The sequence below is a fragment of the Clostridium brassicae genome, from assembly GCF_026738875.1.
Lineage (GTDB): Bacteria > Bacillota > Clostridia > Clostridiales > Clostridiaceae > Clostridium_H > Clostridium_H brassicae.
Genome location: NZ_JAPQFJ010000006.1, coordinates 1 through 23,414 on the forward strand (window position 1 = coordinate 1; position 23,414 = coordinate 23,414).

General features: G+C 29.5%; 14 protein-coding genes and 1 pseudogene. 12 read left to right on the forward strand and 3 right to left on the reverse strand.

Annotated features, from left to right (window positions below):
- Nucleotides 1-149: 149 nt before the first annotated feature.
- Together OW729_RS07305 and OW729_RS07310 are read right to left on the reverse strand one after the other, a co-directional pair.
- Complete coding sequence (locus OW729_RS07305) at nt 150-356, reverse strand: DUF6019 family protein (RefSeq protein WP_268060827.1); 207 nt, start codon at nt 354-356, stop codon at nt 150-152.
- Nucleotides 357-543: 187 nt separating this feature from the next.
- A complete protein-coding gene (locus tag OW729_RS07310) occupies nt 544-1,095 on the reverse strand; it encodes a helix-turn-helix domain-containing protein (protein ID WP_268060828.1) in 552 nt (183 codons plus the stop codon).
- Between the two features lie 263 nt (nt 1,096-1,358).
- Here OW729_RS07310 and OW729_RS07315 point away from each other — a divergent pair, with 263 nt between their 5' ends.
- The 6 genes from OW729_RS07315 to OW729_RS07340 all read left to right on the forward strand — a co-directional run bounded on the left by OW729_RS07315 (nt 1,359) and on the right by OW729_RS07340 (nt 10,585).
- On the forward strand, nt 1,359-1,574 hold the full coding sequence (locus OW729_RS07315; RefSeq protein ID WP_268060829.1) for a helix-turn-helix transcriptional regulator: 216 nt from the start codon (nt 1,359-1,361) through the stop codon (nt 1,572-1,574).
- Nucleotides 1,575-1,602: 28 nt separating this feature from the next.
- The gene (locus tag OW729_RS07320; protein ID WP_268060978.1) at nt 1,603-1,812 is read left to right on the forward strand and encodes a helix-turn-helix domain-containing protein; all 210 of its coding nucleotides are present in this window, start codon (nt 1,603-1,605) and stop codon (nt 1,810-1,812) included.
- An 85-nt stretch (nt 1,813-1,897) separates the two neighbouring features.
- Complete coding sequence (locus OW729_RS07325) at nt 1,898-2,104, forward strand: helix-turn-helix domain-containing protein (RefSeq protein ID WP_268060830.1); 207 nt, start codon at nt 1,898-1,900, stop codon at nt 2,102-2,104.
- Between the two features lie 39 nt (nt 2,105-2,143).
- Entirely contained in the window at nt 2,144-2,452 is a 309-nt protein-coding gene (locus OW729_RS07330) for a hypothetical protein (protein ID WP_268060831.1), read from the forward strand.
- Nucleotides 2,453-2,518: 66 nt separating this feature from the next.
- Nucleotides 2,519-3,733, forward strand: coding sequence for a DnaD domain-containing protein (locus OW729_RS07335; RefSeq protein ID WP_268060832.1), 1,215 nt, complete (start codon nt 2,519-2,521; stop codon nt 3,731-3,733).
- A 1,056-nt stretch (nt 3,734-4,789) separates the two neighbouring features.
- Nucleotides 4,790-10,585: a P-loop domain-containing protein gene (locus OW729_RS07340; protein ID WP_268060834.1), complete on the forward strand. Its 5,796-nt coding sequence runs from the start codon at nt 4,790-4,792 to the stop codon at nt 10,583-10,585.
- 315 nt (nt 10,586-10,900) lie between these two features.
- Here the strand turns inward: OW729_RS07340 and OW729_RS19405 are convergent.
- A pseudogene (locus OW729_RS19405) lies at nt 10,901-11,832 on the reverse strand (tyrosine recombinase XerC).
- 93 nt (nt 11,833-11,925) lie between these two features.
- On the opposite strand from OW729_RS19405, the gene OW729_RS07355 reads away from it, so the two are divergent.
- The 6 genes from OW729_RS07355 (at nt 11,926) to OW729_RS07380 (ending at nt 23,407) form a co-directional block, all read left to right on the forward strand.
- Nucleotides 11,926-12,642, forward strand: coding sequence for a hypothetical protein (locus tag OW729_RS07355; protein ID WP_268060836.1), 717 nt, complete (start codon nt 11,926-11,928; stop codon nt 12,640-12,642).
- Nucleotides 12,643-12,732: 90 nt separating this feature from the next.
- Nucleotides 12,733-14,067 (forward strand): AbiJ-related protein, encoded by a 1,335-nt coding sequence (locus tag OW729_RS07360; RefSeq protein WP_268060837.1) that lies wholly within the window; start codon nt 12,733-12,735, stop codon nt 14,065-14,067.
- A 372-nt stretch (nt 14,068-14,439) separates the two neighbouring features.
- Complete coding sequence (locus OW729_RS07365) at nt 14,440-18,387, forward strand: hypothetical protein (protein WP_268060838.1); 3,948 nt, start codon at nt 14,440-14,442, stop codon at nt 18,385-18,387.
- A gap of 234 nt (nt 18,388-18,621) precedes the next feature.
- Nucleotides 18,622-19,848 (forward strand): hypothetical protein, encoded by a 1,227-nt coding sequence (locus tag OW729_RS07370; protein WP_268060839.1) that lies wholly within the window; start codon nt 18,622-18,624, stop codon nt 19,846-19,848.
- Nucleotides 19,849-20,135: 287 nt separating this feature from the next.
- Nucleotides 20,136-21,017, forward strand: coding sequence for a hypothetical protein (locus OW729_RS07375; RefSeq protein WP_268060840.1), 882 nt, complete (start codon nt 20,136-20,138; stop codon nt 21,015-21,017).
- A gap of 350 nt (nt 21,018-21,367) precedes the next feature.
- A complete protein-coding gene (locus OW729_RS07380; protein ID WP_268060841.1) occupies nt 21,368-23,407 on the forward strand; it encodes a hypothetical protein in 2,040 nt (679 codons plus the stop codon).
- Nucleotides 23,408-23,414: the final 7 nt, after the last annotated feature.

Genomic DNA, 23,414 nt, shown 5'->3' on the forward strand with positions numbered 1-23,414 from the left:
TATTGTAAAAATATTAAAGAAATTAAAATAACTAGGTGTTAGCATAATAATACTTTTACCTAGTTATTCTTAAATAATTTAATTCTAAAATTTTTATGGAAGTTTACACAAAATTCTTGACAGACTCGATTATTCACATTGTGTTTAATTTATTTTATATAATATTTTTGATTCTTATTAGGAATTTCAATATTTATCTTCATGTTTTTTTCAAGATAATCCCATGGTTCATCTTCTGGTGATTTCTTTTCTGTAATATCTCTATAGGCTTCCTTAATTCCATTTTTAACAGACCATTTAATAACAAAATATAATGCAATTAAAATTATAATAGCAGTTCCACCACTAATGCCCAATTCTTCCCAGATAATAATACCTTCCTACTAAATTTCATTTAGTAATTAAATTCATTCATAGTTTGTTTTAAAAGAATGTAAATATATATTCGCTAAAACTTTATTTAGTACTTAAGTACAAAGTATTAAACTAACTGATTATTAACTTTTAGAAGATAATTTGTAAATTAATTTTTATGTAACAAACTTACTTTTTATATTTATAGCTAATAAGTTTTAACTGGGATAGTACATCATCTGTGAAATTATCTAATTCATTATTGTTCAATTCATTTATATTAATTCCACAGAAACTTGTTATTACAGGATGTTTTAATATAAATTTTATAATAATTTCTGGAGTTTCAAATAAATTATTTAAAGAACTATATTGAGATTTAATATAATCATGTATGTAATTTATTTTAACATCAGGATCTTCTTTTATTGCCTCTCTTATATCGCGAATTTCTTCTTTACTTAAACCTGTAATTTGCAGTTTTATGAATCTTTCTATCTCTTCATTAATTTTATCTTTATCCTGAAAAAAAGCCATTGGTACACCACAAACAGAGGCTATTGAATTTAAAATTACAAAACTAGGATAAGTTCTTCCAGATTCAATATCTCCAATGTAGCTTTGAGATTTACCTATGTCATTTGCTAGCATTTGTTGAGTATACCTTCTACCAATTGTATCTGATTTTATTGTTCTTGCCTGTTTTACTAATTCTCCAAGTTCCTTTTTGGTAAGAGCCATAATAATCACCACCTTTTGGAATATGTTTTTGGAACATATAATATGTTCATTATAACGTCATTAACGTTTGAGTGTCAATAGAATAACGTAAACACAAATGAAAACAAGAGTAAATTGAGTGAATTTAAGGATAATTTGCAAAAATTACAAAATATGCTTGCTAAATAGATTGTAAAAAAATAGGTGAAATGTTATATTGAAGTCAACGCAAATAACGTTTGAAATTTAACGTAGCTATAATTTAAAGGGAGGGTAGCTTACTAATGGATAATATAATTAAAGGTTTACCATGGAATAAAAAGTTAGAGATTTTAAGGGCTGTTAAAGGATGGACGCAAGTAGAAGCAGCTAAAAGATGTAATACACATCAAAAATTATATTGGAGTTGGGAAAAAGGTAAGACTCATCCTAGTAAAAAAAGCCAAGCCGCTATAGCAAGTGCATACGATGTTGAGGTTGAAGACATATTTCAAGTTTAGAAAATATTTATATTGGAGGAGAAATATGATGCAGGAATATTTGTATACAGTTGAAGAAGTAGCAACTATTTTAAAAGTAAATAAAAATACTGTATACGACTTGATAAGAAGTGGACTTTTGATAGCTCTTAAATTAGGAAGACTCAAAGTTACAAAGACAACATTGTTGAAATTTTTAAGTGATTATGATGGAAAGGATCTATCAGATTTAGATAATATAAAAGAGTTAAGTTTTTGATAATCTTTTGTTTATGCCAGAAAGCTGTATGTTAATTTACATAGAAAACATTAAAGACTAAATAAATTATTGGGGGATGAGAACTATGATAAAGAAACAAGTTGATAAGTTTGGTGTATTGTTAACAGTAGAAGAAATGGCAGGTGCATTAGGTATAAGAGAAGAGCAAGCTTATAGGTTAATATGTCAAAATGCTTTTGAAGTCCTGAGGGTGGGGACTATTATAAGAGTTCCCAAAGTAAAACTAGTACAGTGGAGTAGTAATCATATAAGTAATTACGAAGCTAAGTAAATAAAACTAAGTAGGAGTTTTAGTAAGTATTTTAAAGGGGTGATTAAAATTAGTTACAACAGAGCTTGGAGAAAAAACACTAATTATATAATAGGGATGATATGCAAAGCGGTTAATGACTATAGAGCACCTAGATATGAAATTTATAAAATTGTACAAGCTAGAACTAACCGTAATTTAAGAACTGAACTAAAAAGATTCAAGGATAAAGCATTAATAAAAGGAATGGCTCCACCACATGCAAAACAGCTTAATTTTTTAGATTTAATTGAAAGAGACTGTGAGCTTAGGGAAGTATACAGTCAAGCAGTTAATGAAATAGCAGTTAAGTATGGAGTTAGTATTTAAATTTTTTAGTTATGCAAGTTCCTTAATTAGTTATTTATTATTTATATTTAATTGGAGGTAGAGTTAATGGCTAAGTATAGACAAATTTATACTGAATTTTGGAATGATGGTTTTATTTTAGATCTTACGCCAGAAGAAAAGTATTTTTACCTTTATTTAATGACAAATCAAAAGACAAGTCAATGTGGCGTTTTTGAACTTCCAAAGAGAATAATAGAAACTGAAACTGGATACAACAGAGATACTGTAGATAAATTATTGAAAAGGTTTACTGAGCATGGAAAGATTCAGTATTGTAACGAAACTAAAGAAATAATGATATTAAATTGGGTTAAATATAACCAGCCTAATAATACTAATGCAATAAAATGTGTTAATAAGGAGCTTAAAAATATAAAAAATAAGAGGTTTATTAATGCATTTTATCTGCAATGTAAGAAGCAAAATTTAGATGTTGTAAGTATCTTTGAAGGAACTGAAGATGAAGCCAATAAAGTTGATGCTGAGTATTATGAAGAATGTCAGGTTGATGATGGTGAGTTTGAGGATATTTGTGATGAAGACTATGAAAGTGAGGAAAATCAACAGGTTGAAGATTTAAAAGGCTCTTTTGAAAGGGGCTTAGTAGGGGCTTGTAAGGGGCTACCAAGTAATAAAGTAATAAGTAATAAAGAAGAAATAATAAGTAATAAACAAAAAATAAAGAATAAAAAACACAAAATAAAAAACAATAAACAAAAAGTAAAAAGTAATAGTAATAAGAGTAATAAAGAAAAACAGAGATGCGATTATGAAATTGAAAATAAAGAACATGAAGAAGCAAAATACAGTGAAGCAAAACATAGTGATTGTGAAGAAACTAAAGATACAACTATAACTGCAACCTCAACTGCGGCTAGTAAAGCCGAGTTTAAAGATATAATAAGTGTTTTTGAAAATAACATACACCCCATGGTTCCTATGGAGTATGAGAAAATTATAGATTGGAGTAGCAAGTTTAGTTGCGATGTAATTATTATGGCGATAGAGGAGGCAGTAAGTAATAACGTTAGAAACATGAGGTACATAGAGAGAATCTTACATGCTTGGCTTTCTAATGGCATAACTACCATAGAGGAGATTAAATCATGCAAGAGAGAGTGGGAGAATCGAAAAAAGTTTAATTCTAAAAACAGTTTTGTGGATCAGTGGAATTATTCTGGACAGAGAAATTATGATTATGATGAACTGGAGAAGAAGCTACTAGGGCTAGATAGTACAGAAGATGAAGAGTGTGGATAAGAATTAGAAGTTAATATTACATAAGGGCTAAAAAATATGGATTATATTATAATTTTAGACAATAAATTGGTTAATATGATATAATATTACTGGAATATTACGTTAAAAATGTATTAACATCCATATGGTTTAACTTATGAGCAAGTAATAGAGATATTAAATAGTTTAAAAGAAGCAGGATTTCAGTGGGATAGCAAAAGTTAATGTATGTTTATGTGGAATTGGTCTAATCATTATTAATACAAATAAATAAAGTAATAATATTTACATAGATAGGTTGGACTAGCTTTCTATCCGATGTCTAACCATTCTAATACTCCCATCGCACTCTGTGAAAGCGATTCGCACCAAATCGAAGATTTGGACTCTCTGCTTTTCTTTAAAGTGGGAGTAAAGGATGGTATGCGACCCTGGATAACGGTTTACCCTAAAGGATAACGACTTCTAAGGAGTAAAACTCCTAAGAATTCTGTTAATATATTTCAGATGGAGTAAAAACTCCACCTGAAACCAAGAACCATGTTTATGACAAGGCATTGTGATAAAGAAAGCTTGTCCAACCTTTAGACCCTAGAGGAATACCTAAGAATACCCCAACGGAATGCCTAGCTGATGTAAGTTTAACCTGGAGAGCAGCGGAAGCTTATATTTGCATGAGCGGAGATAGGACCTAAAAGGAATACTGCTTGGGGATTGCGTGAAAAGCTGGGGCTTTTGACGCAGATGGTATACATATTACATTATGGTTTATAGGTGGGGTATGTCTATAATGGGAAGTTCGTAGAGACCCAAGACTTTAATAATTATGAATACCTTTAAGAAGTATAGAGGGATAAATAATGAGTAACGAATTAATGAAAAAAGAATTTGAGAATGCAATTCAGCTAAAGTATAAAATAAGTTCCAATAGATAATGCAAATGCTGAAAGCAAATACATAGTTTATCATTCTTCAGTTAGATATAAATATGAAGATCGGCTGAAATTGAAACATCCTGATGCAGATAATATGTACATAGAAAAAATGTAGATGAAAATATAAAGGGGGGGAGATCATATGGGACTATCAGATGCACATAAGGGGTATGAATATCAAGACTTACTAACTTCATATTTTATTATTAATGACCTTCTCAAAGGCAATTCTTCACAGTTCAAGGTTGACATCAAGGAATACGATGATGATAAATTCGATGACCTTACCGTTATTAATAATAATGAGGTAGTCAAACGACAGATCAAGTATAGTGATGATAAAATGATAGCAAAAGGTGATTTCTCATCTATAGATTATGACCTTGCGCTAGATGTATTATACAATTCATGGAAAAAATTAGATTGTGAAAAAGATGTAACAATAAAAATACTCCTTGCATGGGATTATAATGATGATATTGATTTTTTAGAAGAGGTAGGAAAAAGCAACGATTTTACATCTTCAAACGTGAAACAATACAGGATTAATATAGAGAAAATTTGGTTTGTGGGCGAAGAAAGACCAATAAGTTCTTGGAGACGGTTAAGAAATAATGTGGCCAATATATCTAGGGATAATTTTAAAGAATTTCTCCAAGACTTGAAAGTAGAGCTATGCCTACCAAAAGCAAGCTTAGATATAGTAAATAAAGGTGAAATGGAAAGGATTACTGTCGAATGTCTAAAGGATTTTGGAATAGGAACTTATCCGAACCATGAAATATCTCCAGAGGGTGTTCTTCTGAAGTTGATGAATATAGTTAAGAATGCAAGGGCTAACCAGAGAACACTAAAAACGGATCAGGTAGTTAGTGCTTTGGGTTTAGTTATTGGTTATGGAAACATAGAGCAACTATTTCCTGTTGATTCAAGTAGTAATATCTATGACGAAAATGCATTTGGAGAGTTCTACTCAAACATCTGCAAGAACAACAAGACTATATTAATTGGTGAGCCAGGATCGGGGAAATCATGGTTTGTTACTAATTTTATCGAGTACCTTAAATCACAAAATATTCTATTTGCTAGGCATTATTGCTATACAAGTTTGGATGATATATTTTACACAGGCAGAATCACTTCTAATATATTCCTGGCAAATCTGATTAATGATATTATGCTAGTCTGTCCAGATTTAAAGAAAATAAAGACATCGAGGTTTGGTGTTGACGAAAACGAACTTCAATCACTAATTGATCATATTGATAAAGAGATTGTCTTAATAATAGACGGTCTTGATCACATCGAGAGGATCAAGTCATCTCATGAATCTACCGTTGCGTCAAATAAGACTGATATCATAGAGATAATCAAGAGAATTAATGTGCCTACAAAAGTGAAAATTGTCGTTGTATCACAACCTATTTCAGAAGTATTAGAATTATGTGAGCAAAACTATAAACTCATTGAAATTGAAAACTGGGATACAAATACAATTGGTAGATACCTTGAAATTAGAGGTGTTGATAGGTATGAAGAAGCAGGTGAAGTGTCATTAAGTAGTTATTTGTTTAATAAGAGTAATGGTAATCCTCTGTACGTTACTTATTTGGTCAATGAACTTTCAAAGTCCGGTGTTCTAGATTCATGGGTGGATACTCTTGCTTCAATTCCAGACTATAATGATGATTTAAAGGGTTACTACGGCTATTTGTTAGAACAGATTGATGAAGATCATAAAGTAGTATATGTATTATCGGGAGCATCTTTCTATTTGAGTATTGGGGAACTAAGGGCTATAACTGGTTTAGGCAATTATGTTGAAAAGAGGATAAAGATACTACGCAGCATACTTAAGGAAAGTGCTGTAAACGGTGGATTCATAATTTACCATGAAAGTTTCCGACGATATATACTAGAATTGCTCGATGGGAATGGGCTCTCAATTTATGACAATATATATAAAGACCTTATCGTGTGGCTTGAGAGTACAGGTGTATATAGCAATATTAAGGCGTTCAACAATCTATTCAGGCTGTTATACGAATCAGGCCAGTATGAGAGGCTATTGGAATATGCTGACATGGAGTTTGTTAGTGAAAGTTTCTTTAGAGGTTATGGATTTGATGTAATAAAGAAAAATTCGGATTATTTTGTGAAAGCCGCTGCTAAGGAAAAGTCATTTTCAAAATTGGTGGTGCTTTCAGAGTTATCCAATATAGTGCTGAATGCAGAATTCGACTATGAGATATACGAGGAAAAGTTCTCAAGGTGCATTGGACAAATACATGGATTTCAATGGTTAAGTAAAATGCTTATCTATGAAGGAAAAGCGAGCATGCCTTTGAAGGAAGGATTGAGAGTTTGTTACTCCTGCTCACGTAACTTTGTTACTCCACTGTGGGAAAAATATATAAATGGATTGCTAGAGAAGAATAAATCTCACAAAAACCTCAATGCGGATGAACGAAAAGAACAACTGAAATATTTGACAGCTGCAGCGATTGATATGGATAGGAACCAAAATGGTGTAGTTCGTTATGCAACTGATAGTGAATATATAGAATACATGAAAATTGTACTGGATGAGTATGCCCATAGAGGCAGATTAGATGAACTCATCTCACTTCTTACAGATATGGAATTAATGGAACAATGGCGTGGGTTGATAGAGGGGACTGACAAAGGGAGGTTAAATGAAGAATATGTAAAAGATATTCTCAATACAGTCAAAACCGCTGATAGTATTTATGGTGATACAGAAAGTAAAGTTAAATACTTAGTTGCAAATGCTATGAAGATTTATGAAGCATATTCTAGTGATGTAGATGCACTGGTTGAAGAAATCGCTGATTTAAGTTGGTTTCACAATTGGATTATCTTTGTATTTCAAGCCAGTGTGCTTGAGGAAGAAAGCGAAATCAAGGGAGATAAATTAGTAGAACTTTATTCGAATTTAAACCGGGTAACAGCGGTAGCAAATCATGGGATACGCACCATGGACTTATATGGTCTAAGACAAGAAATTTATGATACTATCCAGAAACCATTGAGAAGTGTCATTTTATGCAAGACTGAATGGGAGAAAATTCTTAGTATAATTGTTGAATCTTCAAGTGATACAATGGTAACTTTTCAAAATGCAATGATGGGTCCATTAACGACTGATAGGTTATTTGAACTGGTTACAGAGATATCTAATAATGAAAACTATGACTTTGTGTTAAAGCATTTTGGTGAGGTGACTGAAGAGCAGAAGACAAGAAGAATACATATGGATTTAGCCGATTATTATATGCAGAAGTCCATTTTCTTGTATAAGAATAGAAATGAACAACAGGGAATCCATGAATTTCGCAATGCTATAAGAATGATAATGTCATATGGCCAACATGGAGATAGAACACTTAGCAGGTTAATGGATACAGTTGAAGATATTTACGGCATAGATTCAGAAAAAGGCAGAAAATGCATAAAGCGATTAGGTGCAATGTCCGTTGCGGTAGTAAGACAAACTGATGGAAAAGAAACAAGTGATTATCAGAATGAGTGGTCACAATTGTTGTGTAAATATGAGCCAGAACTGGCATTGAAGAAATTCATTGTAGATTCGGAAATTTATAAACGATCTTGGCTATGTGAGAATACACTAGAGACAATACTTACTGATTGGCTAACGCCAAGGTACTCAAGAATTGGGAACGCACTGCTTAAGACTATGCCCGATAAAAGTAGCAGTGATTTTATACAGGCTTACCTTAATAATATTGCAGTGATAGACAAGGAAGAAGAGGTGCTTTTGGCAAGAACTTCCGTTGTTGATCTGATAAGCAAATTTAAGTTTAACGATGATGCATATGAAGTTGAAGAACGGTTTATAGAAACTGTAACAAGTTTATGCGAAAAATATGGTATTGATTGTAATTTGATTGAGTCTAAAGGGTATCCAGTAACATCTTCTACTGATAAAGATAATCACACCCAAATCACAGAATCGTTTGGTGATAAAGGTGTAGATGAGAAGAACATATATGAAGTTTTAGGCTTTATGAAATCATATGGATATTCTGAAGAGGTAAACAGTGTTGTAAAGACATATTTGGTAAATAACGAAGAAGTATCGCAAGAGGTTATGTTTGTTATTAATAAACTTGTTAATTTTGCTTTTGAAAGTCCTGTATCTAGAAAGTATTCGAATATTCAAGAGAGAGTAATCTGTCTAGGGGAAATGGATGAAATTATAGATGGTGTAAGGGCATATTTAAATCTACGAATATATCTTACTCAAAAGGACGGATGGTACCATAAATATAGAGGTTATGAGTTTTTCATGAAGGCTTATGATCTAGATAAAAAGTTGACTATTGATTTATATTTTGAGTATTTTGGGAGTATGTATAAGCCTTTTGAAGGTGTTAACGGATTATCTGATAACATTATAAATATGCTATCAGATATTGATGAGTGGAGAGAAGAAGTACCAGCCTTGTGGGACTTGGTTTGTGACGTAATTGATTTACGATTGAGTTGCAGAGAAGAGATTGAATGGGAGAAAATTGAAGAGGAATTTGAAGGATACTGCATTGATGAGTTGTTACATCATGTATTATTAACGAGATTGAGATATGGAACAGCAGATATACATAAGTCGGTTTTTGCCTCTCTCGAAACATTACTTATGCAAGATGCTGAGCGGGCTATGTTTATAAAACCATTTAAGCGGGTTTTGGAGAATCATTCTAAGTATATTAATTTGAGCATTGCTATGTTGATTCAATTAGTTGAAAATATGTACTCTTATGAGGAAAGAGAGGAATATCAATTAGTGAATCTTGATGATTACATTTGCATCAATGCATATGGAGATGATGGATTCCTATTAAAGCTCTTGGTGAGTGGCGAGATGGAGAAAAGAGTAAAACCAAAGGTTCAGGCTATTGATCAAGGATTTAATGATTTTATTCTGCGAGACTTCAAAAGTATAGACCCAAGATATAAGTTGCTTGAAGATAGGGGCGTATCGGTTGACGAATATATTCTGGGATTCTTTAGTGAACTTCATAGTGAAAGCAATATGAGGATTTTATCTGACACATATATGGATAGCACATCTAGTTTATTGATGGATAATATCCAGATTCATAGTGATTACCTAAAGGCCATTGGGAATGCGGTTATAAATTTTTTATGTTGCGGAAAAGAAGATGGGAATGTTTTTGCAAGATTGAGAAGTCTTGAAGATAAAGAATATTTTTATCACAGTATAAGAGAAGATGTATTACTGCTAAATGCAATTAGTAATTCAGCAATAGCAAGGCCTAATGAAATCCCACACCCGACGGATGTAAAGAATAGCATGTCTTGTGTAGATGAAGGAGACTGGATTAGGTTAGCATATATTGAACGAGAATATGTGTATGCGGAAGATTTATGGAGAGCTAAGCGTATTGGTGATAACTGCAAGATCTACCAGACATGTTCTGCTGTGGGTTTTGGTAAAAGTAAAAGGCTGCCTTTATATTATGATTCCTATAGAGGTTCTGTTCTTGATCATATATATCCTAAATATAAGTGTAATCCAATGGGTCTTAAGGGCAAAAAGGTCGTTGTTTTTACTGATGCGAGTTTAGGATATAACCCATTTATGACATATTATCGATATGATTATTTAGCACTTACTTTTGAAGTTCTTAGTTTATTGGAAATAACAATGACAAGTACTGATAAAGGGTTAATTGGAACAGATTCAGAGGGAAAATGCGTTCTTAAGTATCAAAATTGGTGTACGCATAAACATTTGACTGGTGAACAGGAAAGAACTCCTGTATTAAGAGGAAGTCAACTCCTCGTATCAAAAGAGATTTTTGATAAGTTGATAAGTGAAATTGCACATGAACCATATTGTCATACCATAAGTGAATTAATTTTTGGCGAATAAGTTTATGGATATTGTTATGAAAACTATTTTTAAAATTGGCGCATTTATTATTACTCTCTTATTTTCGATTTAATGTTTGGATAGGTTACACTTAATGGGACAATTATATTATGGTCATTTAAAATATATTTCCCCTTCCACCAAGGAACCAGTGGGTCTTAACACATAATTTTTGTCTAGTCAAGGCATCCTGTAAGTGGAAACATAAAAACATTTAAACTGCATGAAATGAGTATCGGGTATAGATAATATCTAAAGTTACAAATTTCCAATTATCCATATAATTATAGATGGTTTGGAAAATGAGATAGAAAGCTAATTGAACATCAAAGCTAACGGGTTAGAGTTTACTGCAGATTGTAGTTGATGATCATCAATATGCGTATATATTTCAGTTGTAGCAACACTTTCATGACCAAGGATTTGTTGTAGGGAACGGATATCTACTCTACCATACTTATACATAAGGGTAGCTGCTGTATGTCTTAGTTTATGGGTTGATATAGCTTTTGGGTCAAGCCCAGAAGAGATAACATATTTTTTTACAATATTTTGGATAGCCCTTGTAGTAATGCGGTTATTATTTCTAGATATAAATAAAGCATTATCAGAAATATTGATGGAACTTCTAATATTTAGCCAATCATTAATAGCTTTGTTAGCAGCAGGTGTTAGAAAAATTTTACGTTCTTTATTCCCTTTACCGACTACAGATAAAATATCATTGTTTACTTGGTCTATGTTTAAGCTAACTAATTCAGATAATCTTAATGCACAATTAAGAAAAATAGTTATTAATGATCTCTAGGAGACTTTCTACATTCAAGTAATAAGCGAACAGATTCTTCTAAGGTAAGATATTTAGGTATTCGCTTTGGTAATTTTGGTGTTTCTAATTCTTCAGCAATATTATTATCAATAACATGCGCTTTAGTTTTGAGATATTTCCAGAATTGTCGAATAGAAACTATTTTTCTTGCACGGGTTCCAGCAGAAGCATTTAATGTTTTTTGACAATATGTAATAAAAGAATACATTTCATTAAGAGTAATAGATTTTATAAATTCTAAATCTACTTGAGAAAAGTTTTTGTTGATAACATTAATATTACGAGAATCTAGAATATAACTGAAAAACATAAGTAAATCGGTACGATATTCCAAGAGCGTGTTTTCAGAACGATTTTTTATAACAGAAAGATAGCCTAGAGACTGTTCAATTAATGAACAAGTTTTATTTGATTGCATATTTAACACCTCGGTAGGTATTATTGACATAAATAATATGGAATAAACAGTGAAAGTTTTTTTGAGGTAAATAACGATTGGAGGTACCCATAAATGAAATCGCAATTATACCTATACCACGATTTAAGAAAAAAATATACTAGGGATTTAAAACAAATAAAAGAACTGTTTTTTGAGAGAATTCAGCCCATTTTCTCAGACGCAGAAAAAGAGGCAACTGCGTACCAGAATCAGCTATGGGATAATCTAATGAATCAGCCATGTTACGATGAAGAAAGTATAATTGATCCCTCAAATTTTGTTGAAACAGTTCAAGAAGCTGGTTTTGAGAAGTACGAAATACTTTCTTTAATGCAGTATCGGAATATCAGCATATGGATATGTTGCATGTGTCAAGTATGGGAACAACAGCTGTTTTCTTTCATATATCATGAAGCTCTAAGTGAAGGAATTAAATATGCTGAGTCTGATTTGAAACGGGGCTTTGCGTTTTCAAAATATGTATTTGAATGGCATCAGCAACCATTTGAAACACTTGCTTGCTGGCCAAAGATAAAAGAATTAAGGGCCCTTGTAAATGTAATTAAGCATTCTGAAGGTGATTCAGAACAAAAACTTAGGAAAATTAGACCGGATTATTTTGTGCATGATACAGGAATTGATAAATATGATCTGTTGTCGCTGTACCATTCCACGCTGTTGGAAGCTACGTTACAAATAAAAGAAAAAGATCTTGTTGAATATTATGATGCTCTTATTGCATTTTGGAATGAACTGCCTGAGCGGATGTATACGAAGGATGAACTTTGAAGTTTAGCTAAGTGATTTTGAGTTACATGAGTCTTTCTTTCATACACATTAGGCAAATATGTCTTATTTGTTTTATGTAGAGGTGATTAAATGAGTGATACAAGCGATTTGATGAATGTTATTGTAGATTATATTAAAGGATATAAGGATTATAATGTACCAAGCGTATGTAAAAAGTATAATATTGAGTGTGATAGCAATTTAGATCCTATGAATAGCAGGAGAGTTTATATTGAAAGTGGGTTAATAAAAATTTCTTTTAGTAAGCTACGGGAACTGGCTAAAACAATTATATTAGAAGAGTGTGATCCTGTTTTTGTTAAAAAGGTTGATCCATATTTGAATGATAATTTTTTTTCTATCTCTATGATAACAAGACGGAAAATCATTAATTGGCTGTCAAATCAATCGTTAATTGAAGGAAAGTTGCGTATTGATGAGATGCTTTCTTTATCATGGAATTTAGAGTGTATACCATCTTCTTATGGACATAAAAATGCTAATGAAGATATACTTCAACATATGGTTAGGAATGATGATTTGAGTTACAAAGAAATGTTTGAAGTTGTTTTAAGTGCTATGTATGTTTCAGATAAAAAGTTTATTGATTTGATTCAAACAATAGTTCATCCAAGAATTAGAGAAGGTTTTGAACAAAAAACGTATGTTGATAAATTAAATAATTTTTTAATAAAAGACGGATACAAACTAATTAATACTAAATCTATTTCAGGAGAACCAATTTTTACAGTTGAGAAAATTTCACAAGGAATAGATGGTAAAATAAAAAATTTGATTTTTGCTGCATACGGAACAAAACCAGATATTGTAATAGAAGACTCCTTAACTAATGATGTTAAAATTATCGGTGAAGAAAATAAATGCTTAGTTTATACATTGCCTATTTCAAATGAAGGCTTAAGTTGGCATGATTTAGTTACATGGTGGAACAAAGGAAATGAAGAATATGAACTATGTGTGGAACAAGAACTGTTTAAGAGAATGGAGTTATCTTTAGATTCTGAACCAGAGAAGATGTTTATGAAAACTTATTATAATAACTTACATAAATTAAAAAATAATAAATTACCCGCCCTCATTCCTCAAATATATTGCCACTATGATCCTAAATCTGCAAAAATGAGAAATGGGCAAATATACGTTCATCAAAGAATGGATTTCTTGTTGTTGATTTCAAACAATAGAAGAGTTGTAATAGAAATTGATGGTAAACAACACTATTCTGTTGGTGATAAGTCTTCTCCTGAATTGTATAGTAAAATGGTAGAAGATGATAGAAAATTAAAATTTTATGGATATGACGTTTTTCGATTTGGCGGTTTTGAATTTGTAAACACTTCTGAAATACAGAGAAAAATAGTGCAATTTATTCAAGACTTATACAAATATTACGATTTGATATAAGGGTTTTTGATTTATATTGTTGGTTATATACTTAAAAGTATATTGTACGTTGAAGATGAATTTAAAGAATTATTTATGTAAAAAATACATTTTAATCAAAGGATTAATTTTCTTGTAGAGTATTAGCATTTAAGAATAAATCTAGGAAATATAAGTAAAGAATACTATGAAGAAGAAGTAATAGGGAAGCTTAAAGAAAAAATATCAAAAGAGAGAAAGTTTGATTAATTCTAGCGCTAAACTGTAGAACGCTACTGTTTGAAAAATGATAAATAATAAAGATAAAAAATCTTAACACTTTTCCTTAGTCTAAATACCTATTAGGCTAATAATGAGAATTTGAGAACAAAGAGGAAAACGGAGGATATTTTTATGTGCAATGTTAAATCAGATATTGGAGCAAAAGCTGCTTGGAAAGGGTTCTCTTCTCAGACAACCTATATTGCATATAGGTTAATGCTGTTAAATGATAAATATAACTTTTACCCAGAAAAAGTTGAAGATTTGATGGTTAAGAATGGTGATTCAATTGCTGAGCTAGTTCAAATTAAAAATTTGAGCAACAAGTTGGCTTTATCAAGTTTTTCACCTAAAGCTGATGATTCTTTTTTTAGAAGAGCATTAGCAAACAAAAAAAACAATGAAAGCTTTACTTTGAAAGTTGTATCATTTGGGGAGATTGGGGATGAGCTCCAAGGACTTATTAATAAAGATGAAGACCACATAAGTAGTATCAAGGCTAAATTACTAAGTTACAAATACAGTGAAGAAGATATAAACTGGATATTTTCAAAATTATTGATTGAAAAAGTTGATGAAGCTGATTTAAAAAAGGAAATATACAAAGTACTGGAAGAGAAAATAGAAACGATGGCGGCACCTCAAGTAGCTTTTGATACACTGATTTGTTATGTTTCTGATCTTTCACGATATTCAAAATATACTTCAAAGGAAGAATGGAACAAAAAAATTGATAATTATGTGAATGATATTGTTGCTATTAAAGGAATGTGCTCTCAGTATGGAAGAACTATAATTAATTTAGCGGAGTATAAGACTCAACAATCCACTGAGGAACTCACTTCTGAATACCAATTAGGTGTAAATACTCATCCTCAGCACATAAGAAATAATTTAGATATAATTAGAGATAAGTGGTTAGATAGAATAGAAAATTGTTTTCAAAGAAATAACAATGTTGTAATCATAAAAGGTGCCTCTGGACAAGGGAAATCCTCTTTGGCATATAGGTATTTAATCGATAACTATCCTGAAAATTATGTTTTTGTGGTTGAAAAAGTTGTTGATTCGCAACAAGCTATTGATATTGTAGCAGCATTAAATGGACTATCTGTGAGTAAGCAAGGTAATAGCATTGTTTATATGGACGTTTATCCTTATGATAAAGAATGGTTATGGATTGCTGAAGAGATTAGTAAACGGGGAATAAATATAAAACTACTTATAACAATTAGAGAAGAGGACTATAATCGATCGGATATTGATTTTAATAAGATTAGATTAGAAGTGATTGACCTTTATTTTGGAGAAGCTGAAGCAAGAGAAATATTTACAAAATACAACTCGCCGTATTTCCTTAATTTTGAACAAGCATGGGAAAAATTCGGTGAGATAGGTCCATTTATGGAGTTTATGTACCTATTAAATCAATCAGATACTCTAACAAACAAACTTAAAGCTCAGATTAATAGAATTGCAACAAATGAGGAGAACGCTGATGAATGGTTAAATGTTTTGCAAGTAATATGTTATGTTAGTAAGAATAATTTAAAGATTAACTTACAGAGATTGCTTAGTGATTTGACTTGTAAACAAACAAGAAAAATGCTACAGCAATTTGAAAATGAATATTTAATCAAAATAAGCAGTGATAATAGGTATGTTGAGTGTTTACACGCGGTTAGGGCAGAAATTTTATATGAAATTTTAATTAAAAACAGCCTGATGGATGAAGAAATTATGCTAATTCACTCGCTTAACTCAGTAGACGAATTTTGTCAATCAATGCTTGTTAGATACTTTTTTAATCATAGTAACATTGATGAGTTCATTGATAAACTAGATGAGATTAAAGTGTATTCATGGACTAGTTGTGCGAGCCTGTTGAGTGGATTCTTGTGGTTAGATACTTATAAATTTTATAGAAAAAATAAGGAGAGCTTTAAACAAGGTAATAAGCTAACTTCAGATAATTTTACTATATTCCTAGGTGACACAACTGGCTATTTAGAATTTGATTATTCAGAAATTATCAATCCACTCAGAGCAATTAATCCAGTTAGAGCTCAAAAGATAGAAGAGTTAATTAATAATTTACCTGAAAATAAAATTAACTATCATTACACTGATTCTTTTATAAACAATATTAAAGCTCAATTAAATACACTAGATGTGTTATCAACAGATAATTTATCTGAAGTTGGCTTTGTTTTATTTTGGCTAGCACAAAGGAATGTTTTTATAGAAGATGCATCGTATAAAAATATAGTAAATAATTTATCAAAATACTCAGTTGATAGTCTTTTGGATTTTCTAGTTGGAGTTCAAGTACAAAATAGAATGCAACTGTATGATACAATAGTAGAATATTTAGCTCCAATAATATGTAATAGATATAGTATTATTCGATTGCAAGATGATAAGACCTGTATTGAAGCTGACTTTATTGAAAATGTTTTTGTAGGAAACTTGGAATCAAATAGCATTGGAATGAATGAAAGAGTCATGACTGTTGTAGGGATATTACGTAGATTATTCTTTAATAGGGAGAGCTATAAAGTTCAAGCTATAGGCACGGAGATTATAGAAGGGATTAAAGTCCCAGATACACATAAAAATATATCTTCTAGAAATTTACCTTTAGTTTGGATTACGCAAATGAATGGGTGGATTATTAAACTTGACGATTATGAGAAAAGAACTGGCAACTGGAACGATTTTATAAGTGTGGTAAACACTGATCGCAACAGTATATTAAGTTTCGCCAAAATGGTATCTGATGCTATTTGTTATTTTTATAAAAAAGAGGGGAGTCTTGAAAAATTCTTATCTTGTGAATTTAAGGAAAAACATAGATTGATGGAGCAAATATCAACTAAAGTTTATAAAACACCAAAGTGTGCAAATGATAGGTATGGATTAACCTTAAGCAAAAATAAAGTAGACTTACCTGAGGTTCTTAAAATGTATAATGCAGGTGACTCAGAAAAAGATATTACTTCATACGTAAATAAGTATAAAACTTCCTTTACAAATTTCTCAAACCAAATGGTTACTCTTGTGAAATCACGTCATGAGAGAGGTATAATAGATGAGAATGGTAGACTATCATTGATTAATATAAATGCATCTGTATCTGACTTAGTTAAAATGCAAAAAAAATTTTCTGAATTATTAGTGCAGAATGATGGTACTATAAACATCGAAGAGGAGTATGAGCAGTTACTTTTGCTATCTGTTATTTGGGACTTTTTATATAATAATGAAGTGAGAAAAGAAAGTTCTCTTTTATATGACTGTAAGCAAATAATCAAGAAAAGCCGTAGGAAGATGAACAATTTCTTTAGTAAAATTTTTGGAACTTATACAAGTAGAGAAATTAATCGTGTTGGTTCAAGAATATATATTTCTTTAAATGCAGAATTAGCTGAAAAATTTTCTGAGCAATTATATCTTCAATTTAAAAAGGAATTTTTCGATACAAAAGTACTCTCGATTGGAAGTTTGTTTTTAGAAGACTTTGCTGATTCGATTATCGTTACAATACCATTAACTAAAGATACTATCGTTGGAGGATTTAAAATCGATCTTCAGAGTTTAATTAATTGCCAGAACGTTGAAAAATTTCTACTCTTTAGACAGCCCTTAGATAAAAGTGAGATAAGCGCAATAAATAAGAATTCCTTTGACGAAGAAAACGTAATGTTTAATTCATACAGAGTTATCGGTAACCTTAGCGCTTTATCATTATTTTATAATCACACTACTGCTGTTATAAAATATTTAAAATCATTAAGCCAAGATACAATTATACAAGAAAAAACTTTTTATAGTTGGCAAGAAGAGGGTTCAAAATTTCATCGTCAGGTTCTACAAGAAGTTGTCGATTCGCTTGACAAATTAAAAAATATTGTTCCTGATCAGTCGTACGAATCATATCTGGTCATTCTAACGTTGTTGAATGATTATAAAGAAACAAGTGATAGCATTGTTTTAACAGAAGATATAGAATCTGTTAGTGATTTATTAAATTCAGCCATTGAATCAATTACAGAAGTACTGGAGAGTTGCACTTTATGATAATAAAAGTGTTTTGTATAAAATAACTTCCTATTATTCATAAAATTGGACATGTTATATTTATAGTAATTAGGCTAATAATGTACAGCTAATATGGATAATAGGAAAAATTAAATTTAAGAAATGTAGTGCTAAAGCTTAAAATAAACTAGCTATGATTTAGAATTATGTAGAAAATGCTTAAATAATTTTGTTACATTAGAATCATAAATATTAATTGTGAGGTGTAAAAAAATGACAATGCCATATGAAATTAAGATTGCTATAAATAATGTATTAGCTTGTGAAGAACCAATTGAAGCATTGTATACATATGTTAACAATCAAGATTTTCTTCGTGATTGTAGATTTATTTTCTTTTCGGATGAATACGGTGCGGATATTCCGTATTTTCTTAAAAGTCAAAAAATAAATAATTTTAATATACATTGCTTAACAGCTTCTAGTAAGATGTTAGTAATTGATAGAGATACATGTGATGAAATGTTTAGAACGGGTAAAACAACATATGCTATTGATACATGTATTGCACTAGATACACAAACAGTTAGTTATTTAAAAGATATTTTTACAGAAAATCCAACAATAATAAATGAAAAGTCAAAGTATTTTATTGATTATCTATTAAGAAATGATATTAATTTTGACTATTCTTTGTACATGTTGGAAAATTCAAAAAAGTTAAACAATAAAGAAGAAATTATAAAAACTTATGGGAATTTACTAGCTTGTGAGCGATTTAAAAATTTAGATATGCAAAAGTTTTTAAATCAAGGGTTAATTAGTTATACAAAAACAAATGATGAGTTGAAATTATTAACTGATGAGATATTTTATACTATGAATAATAAAGGTAAATCTCTAGAGTCAACACCTTTTGATGAGCGTTATAACGCAATAAAGGCATTATTGTTAAAAGTAGCTATTATTGAGTTAGCATATTCTAAAAAGGGAATAAAGTATAAGATTAACTTGTTATTTGAATTTATTAACAATGAAATAGGGGTTATTTTTGAAAGAGAAATTGCAATCAGTTATTTATTCTTTTCACATGATAAAAGAGTTGAAAAGTTCTTTAAAAAAGTCAAAATTAATTGTTTAGATATTGTTAAACATATATCTGGAATGGCGTGGGATCTGTATCATTTGCGACATTTAGAATATTTAATGGCAACACTTAGACCGTTAAATGCAAGATATGAGTTATACTCAATTATTACATTTGATTATGGATTACAGGAAGTGTTAGAAGTATATCCAATAAAAAAATGTGCAATTTATAATGGAATGTTTCTACCTGTATTTGAAAATCCTCTATATGAATTAATCAAAGAAATAGATAATTTACAAAGTTTTATTCGTTCTACGAAAGCAGTTCGAATCACCGCATTTAAGAAAGCAAATTACAAAAATCTAATAAATAATTTAGAAAAAGAGTTAACTGAATTAATACGAATATAATTAGTCTTGAAAAAACAATTAACACACAATAATAAAAAAAGTCTATGGTATATCTATTGCGGTAAAATGTATCATATATAATGCGAATTTTTTAAGTAGACTAGAACTTGCCATTATCCATATTAGGTACAAGCTTTTAATATCTATAATGAGAAGTTAGTTAATTAGTTAATATTATTTTAATTAAGTCAGATTTTACAGGAGGTAATTATATTGGGAAGCATAATAATTAAATAGAAACAGAAGATTCAGTTACTGCATTACTTGGGGAAAAAGAATTAGAAATATTGGATTGCTGTGACGATTATATACTAGCTGAATGTAATATTAACGATTTAAATAATATAGAAATAAAGAATTTTCCAGAAAAATTATCTCTTAAATTACATGATTCACACGGGTTTGGAACATTTCTTTTTTATGAAGTGCAAGCTAGAAAATATAATGAAAAAATAAGTTTAGAATTTATTTGTCATACTCCTAATAAATATTGGGATGGTAAATGGGGGCTTGCAACATATTTAGAAGCAATAAGGAAACAAGTAGATTTTGAGGAGTGCATTGATATAAGTGACATTGAACTAAAGGATGATTGGAAAACATTATCATTAATTGTTTACTATGATTTACCGAATAGAATGGATTCATGTATAACAGATGCAAGTAATAAAATTAAAGCTTTAGTTAGAACAGCAGAAATAAGTCTTGGAAGATTTACTTGGAAAAATGAATATGAACAAGATGAGATATTATTTTGTAAAGAGATAATAACACCATTGTTACGAAGAATGAAATTTTTAAATGTTCGTTTTAATCATGGAACTAAGGAATATGGAAAGGATTATACCTTTTCTGAGTTGACACCTTTTGGCGATTTAAGGCACTATGGATTACAAGCAAAAGCAGGAAATTTGAGTGGCGGAGTAAATTCTCAAATTGATGAAATTATTGGACAAATTGAGGATGCGTTTAATATGCCCTATCATGAAATAGGTTCAAAGGATGAAAGATTTATATCAACATTCATAGTAACGATAAGTGGGAGATTTACAGAAAATGCAAAGGAAAAAATAGTACAAAAAATTAAAAAAGGATTAATTGGATCTGTATATTTCTTTGATAAAGAAAAGATATTTGAGCTTATTGAAAAATATTGGACTACGGTTTAGGAAAAATTAAGTATATTTAAATGATTTGTAGGTAAGAACCCAAGAAAAGAGTTTTTAATACTCTTTTCTTCAAATTACGAGATGTTAATATTTTTAATAATCCTAATCCACATTAGGCTAGTAATTAGAAGTTAAAGCACATAAAAGATTTATAATTTTTAATATTTTATTTAAAAAGTGTTGTCAATGTAAGAAAAAATGTATTAAAGATATTGGAGAAAAATTTATAATAAAATTTTAGTAACTTTAAAAATAGCCTAAGAAATTGTTTTGATATTTAAATATAAAATTATTCAAGTGAAATGCACTATTATAGTTAAGTAAAATTAGTATGACTAGGGAGAATATATATGAGAAAACTCATTACCATAATGAAAATTCAAATTTCTTTATTTTCAATTTTTATGTTTGGTATAATGATACAAAAGTTAAATTTAAAATTTATAAATTTATACGGAGTAAAAATACCAATTGATTATAATCAAATATATACATTGTCTATGGGGCTTTTAACAATCCATGCTACAATATCCATTTTAGTATTAGCTATTTATCAAATTACTTTAACATTAAAAAATGAAAAAGTTAATATTTCCAATTATTATAACTACATTTTTTTAAAAAAAAAATTAGTTTTATTTTATAGGTTCTACGAAATATTTATAATAATTTTAGGTTCTATATTTATAAACATTTTTTTTGCTTTGACCAATAATCTATCAGCACTAATTTCAACACTTTGCTTATCAACTATTCTAATAGTTACTTTATTTTATAAGACTGTAAATATAATAAGTGATGAGAGAAATTTGAGAAATGGAATTTTAAATAGCATCAGTAGTGATTTTCTTAGTCTTTTAAGTAAAGAAATGACCCCAAAGATCAATGTGTTTGAAGAGAATGAATTAATAAAAGTATTTGAAGAACACAGTCATATATTATTTACAGCGATAAATGATATAAAACTGTATAAAGAAAAGAAAGAAATAAAAAAAATTAAGGAAACTTTTGATTTTTTAATAAGATTTAAAATAAACCAAAAAGATAATTTAGAGTATAAGTTTCTTACTAAACTAAAGAAGGTATCAAATAATAGATACAATTTTCATGAATATAAGGAAATTTTTATTCTGCTGCATGATGGTTTTTTAAAATATTTTGTTTTTAGTCTACATGAAGAATATGAAGAGGGACTTATCATACTGTGGGAAGAGTTGAGAAAGTATGAAGATTTATTTTTTAAGCTTAATAGTTTCGATAGTAAATTCTTCGATAAAAATACTATGTATGATAATTATGATTTAATAGAAAGAATAATCGAACCTTATAAAAATGAACATCTTGTAGTAGTTGTAAGAATTGATGATGAGGAAATATCTGATAATTATGACAAAGTACGTAGTTTAAAAGAAAGAATGAAAATCTTAAAAAAGATAAATTGGGAACAGTTAAATAGTTTCAGTTATTATCATATATCTAAAAAAATAATTACTTACTTATTTTACGGATTAGATAGGAATAAATCAAAATACATATTGGAGAATTTGGGTTTTATACTTGATATGGAATTAAAGGGTAATAAAATAATAAAAAATGAGGAATATGTAGATTTTTATACTGAGTACATCTTAAAAGTGATTGATTTTAATAAGGAAAATCCAGAAGAACATATATATATTCACAACTGCTTAACACATATTGCATATCATTGCTGCAGAGAGAGAAAAGAAATAATAATTGGAATAGCATTGAATTTAATCAAAAATCAACATGAAAAGCATCTTTATGTAATAGTTGAGTATTTACAGAAATATCTTAGTTATGAAGATACAAGTGATATTTTTATGTATATTATCTTCTTTTTATTTGAAGAATATTTAAAAAATAGCAACAAAGAGGCATATCAATATAAACAATTAATGGAATATAAAATTAAGCATCATGTTAGTAAATTTGATAAGAATCCCATTATGTCTATATATGAATTAATAAATAATAGGAAGATAATGAAACTAATAATTGATAAAGAAATTAGTAAAATAAATATTAATACAGATGAAGAATACCTATCATCTCTTATAAAATTTTATGTTTATTATATTAGTATGTATGATGAAAAGGCAATAAGTAATTATTTGGTAAAAATTAAAAATGACTCTGAGAAGGTATATATTTTATTAAAAAATGTATTATATGAGAAAGAATTAATCGATATACTTAAAGAGATTAGCTCATGGTGTAGTGGGGATGTACTTAAACAAGATAATTTAAATTCGAATAATATTGAAGTTAATTTAAGCCAAGTAAAACATGCTTTTCAGAAAGTTGAGAGTAACCCACAGAGAAATTTAAATAAATCTAAAAGAAAGAGAAATGGTTCTAAAAAATAAGAAGTAT

Coding starts and splice junctions, on each gene's coding strand:
- OW729_RS07310 (WP_268060828.1), bottom strand. CDS start 1,095: ATGGCTCTTACCAAAAAGGAACTTGGAGAATTAGTAAAACAGGCAAGA.
- OW729_RS07315 (WP_268060829.1), top strand. CDS start 1,359: ATGGATAATATAATTAAAGGTTTACCATGGAATAAAAAGTTAGAGATT.
- OW729_RS07320 (WP_268060978.1), top strand. CDS start 1,603: ATGCAGGAATATTTGTATACAGTTGAAGAAGTAGCAACTATTTTAAAA.
- OW729_RS07325 (WP_268060830.1), top strand. CDS start 1,898: ATGATAAAGAAACAAGTTGATAAGTTTGGTGTATTGTTAACAGTAGAA.
- OW729_RS07335 (WP_268060832.1), top strand. CDS start 2,519: ATGGCTAAGTATAGACAAATTTATACTGAATTTTGGAATGATGGTTTT.
- OW729_RS07340 (WP_268060834.1), top strand. CDS start 4,790: ATGGGACTATCAGATGCACATAAGGGGTATGAATATCAAGACTTACTA.
- OW729_RS07355 (WP_268060836.1), top strand. CDS start 11,926: ATGAAATCGCAATTATACCTATACCACGATTTAAGAAAAAAATATACT.
- OW729_RS07360 (WP_268060837.1), top strand. CDS start 12,733: ATGAGTGATACAAGCGATTTGATGAATGTTATTGTAGATTATATTAAA.
- OW729_RS07365 (WP_268060838.1), top strand. CDS start 14,440: ATGTGCAATGTTAAATCAGATATTGGAGCAAAAGCTGCTTGGAAAGGG.
- OW729_RS07370 (WP_268060839.1), top strand. CDS start 18,622: ATGACAATGCCATATGAAATTAAGATTGCTATAAATAATGTATTAGCT.
- OW729_RS07380 (WP_268060841.1), top strand. CDS start 21,368: ATGAGAAAACTCATTACCATAATGAAAATTCAAATTTCTTTATTTTCA.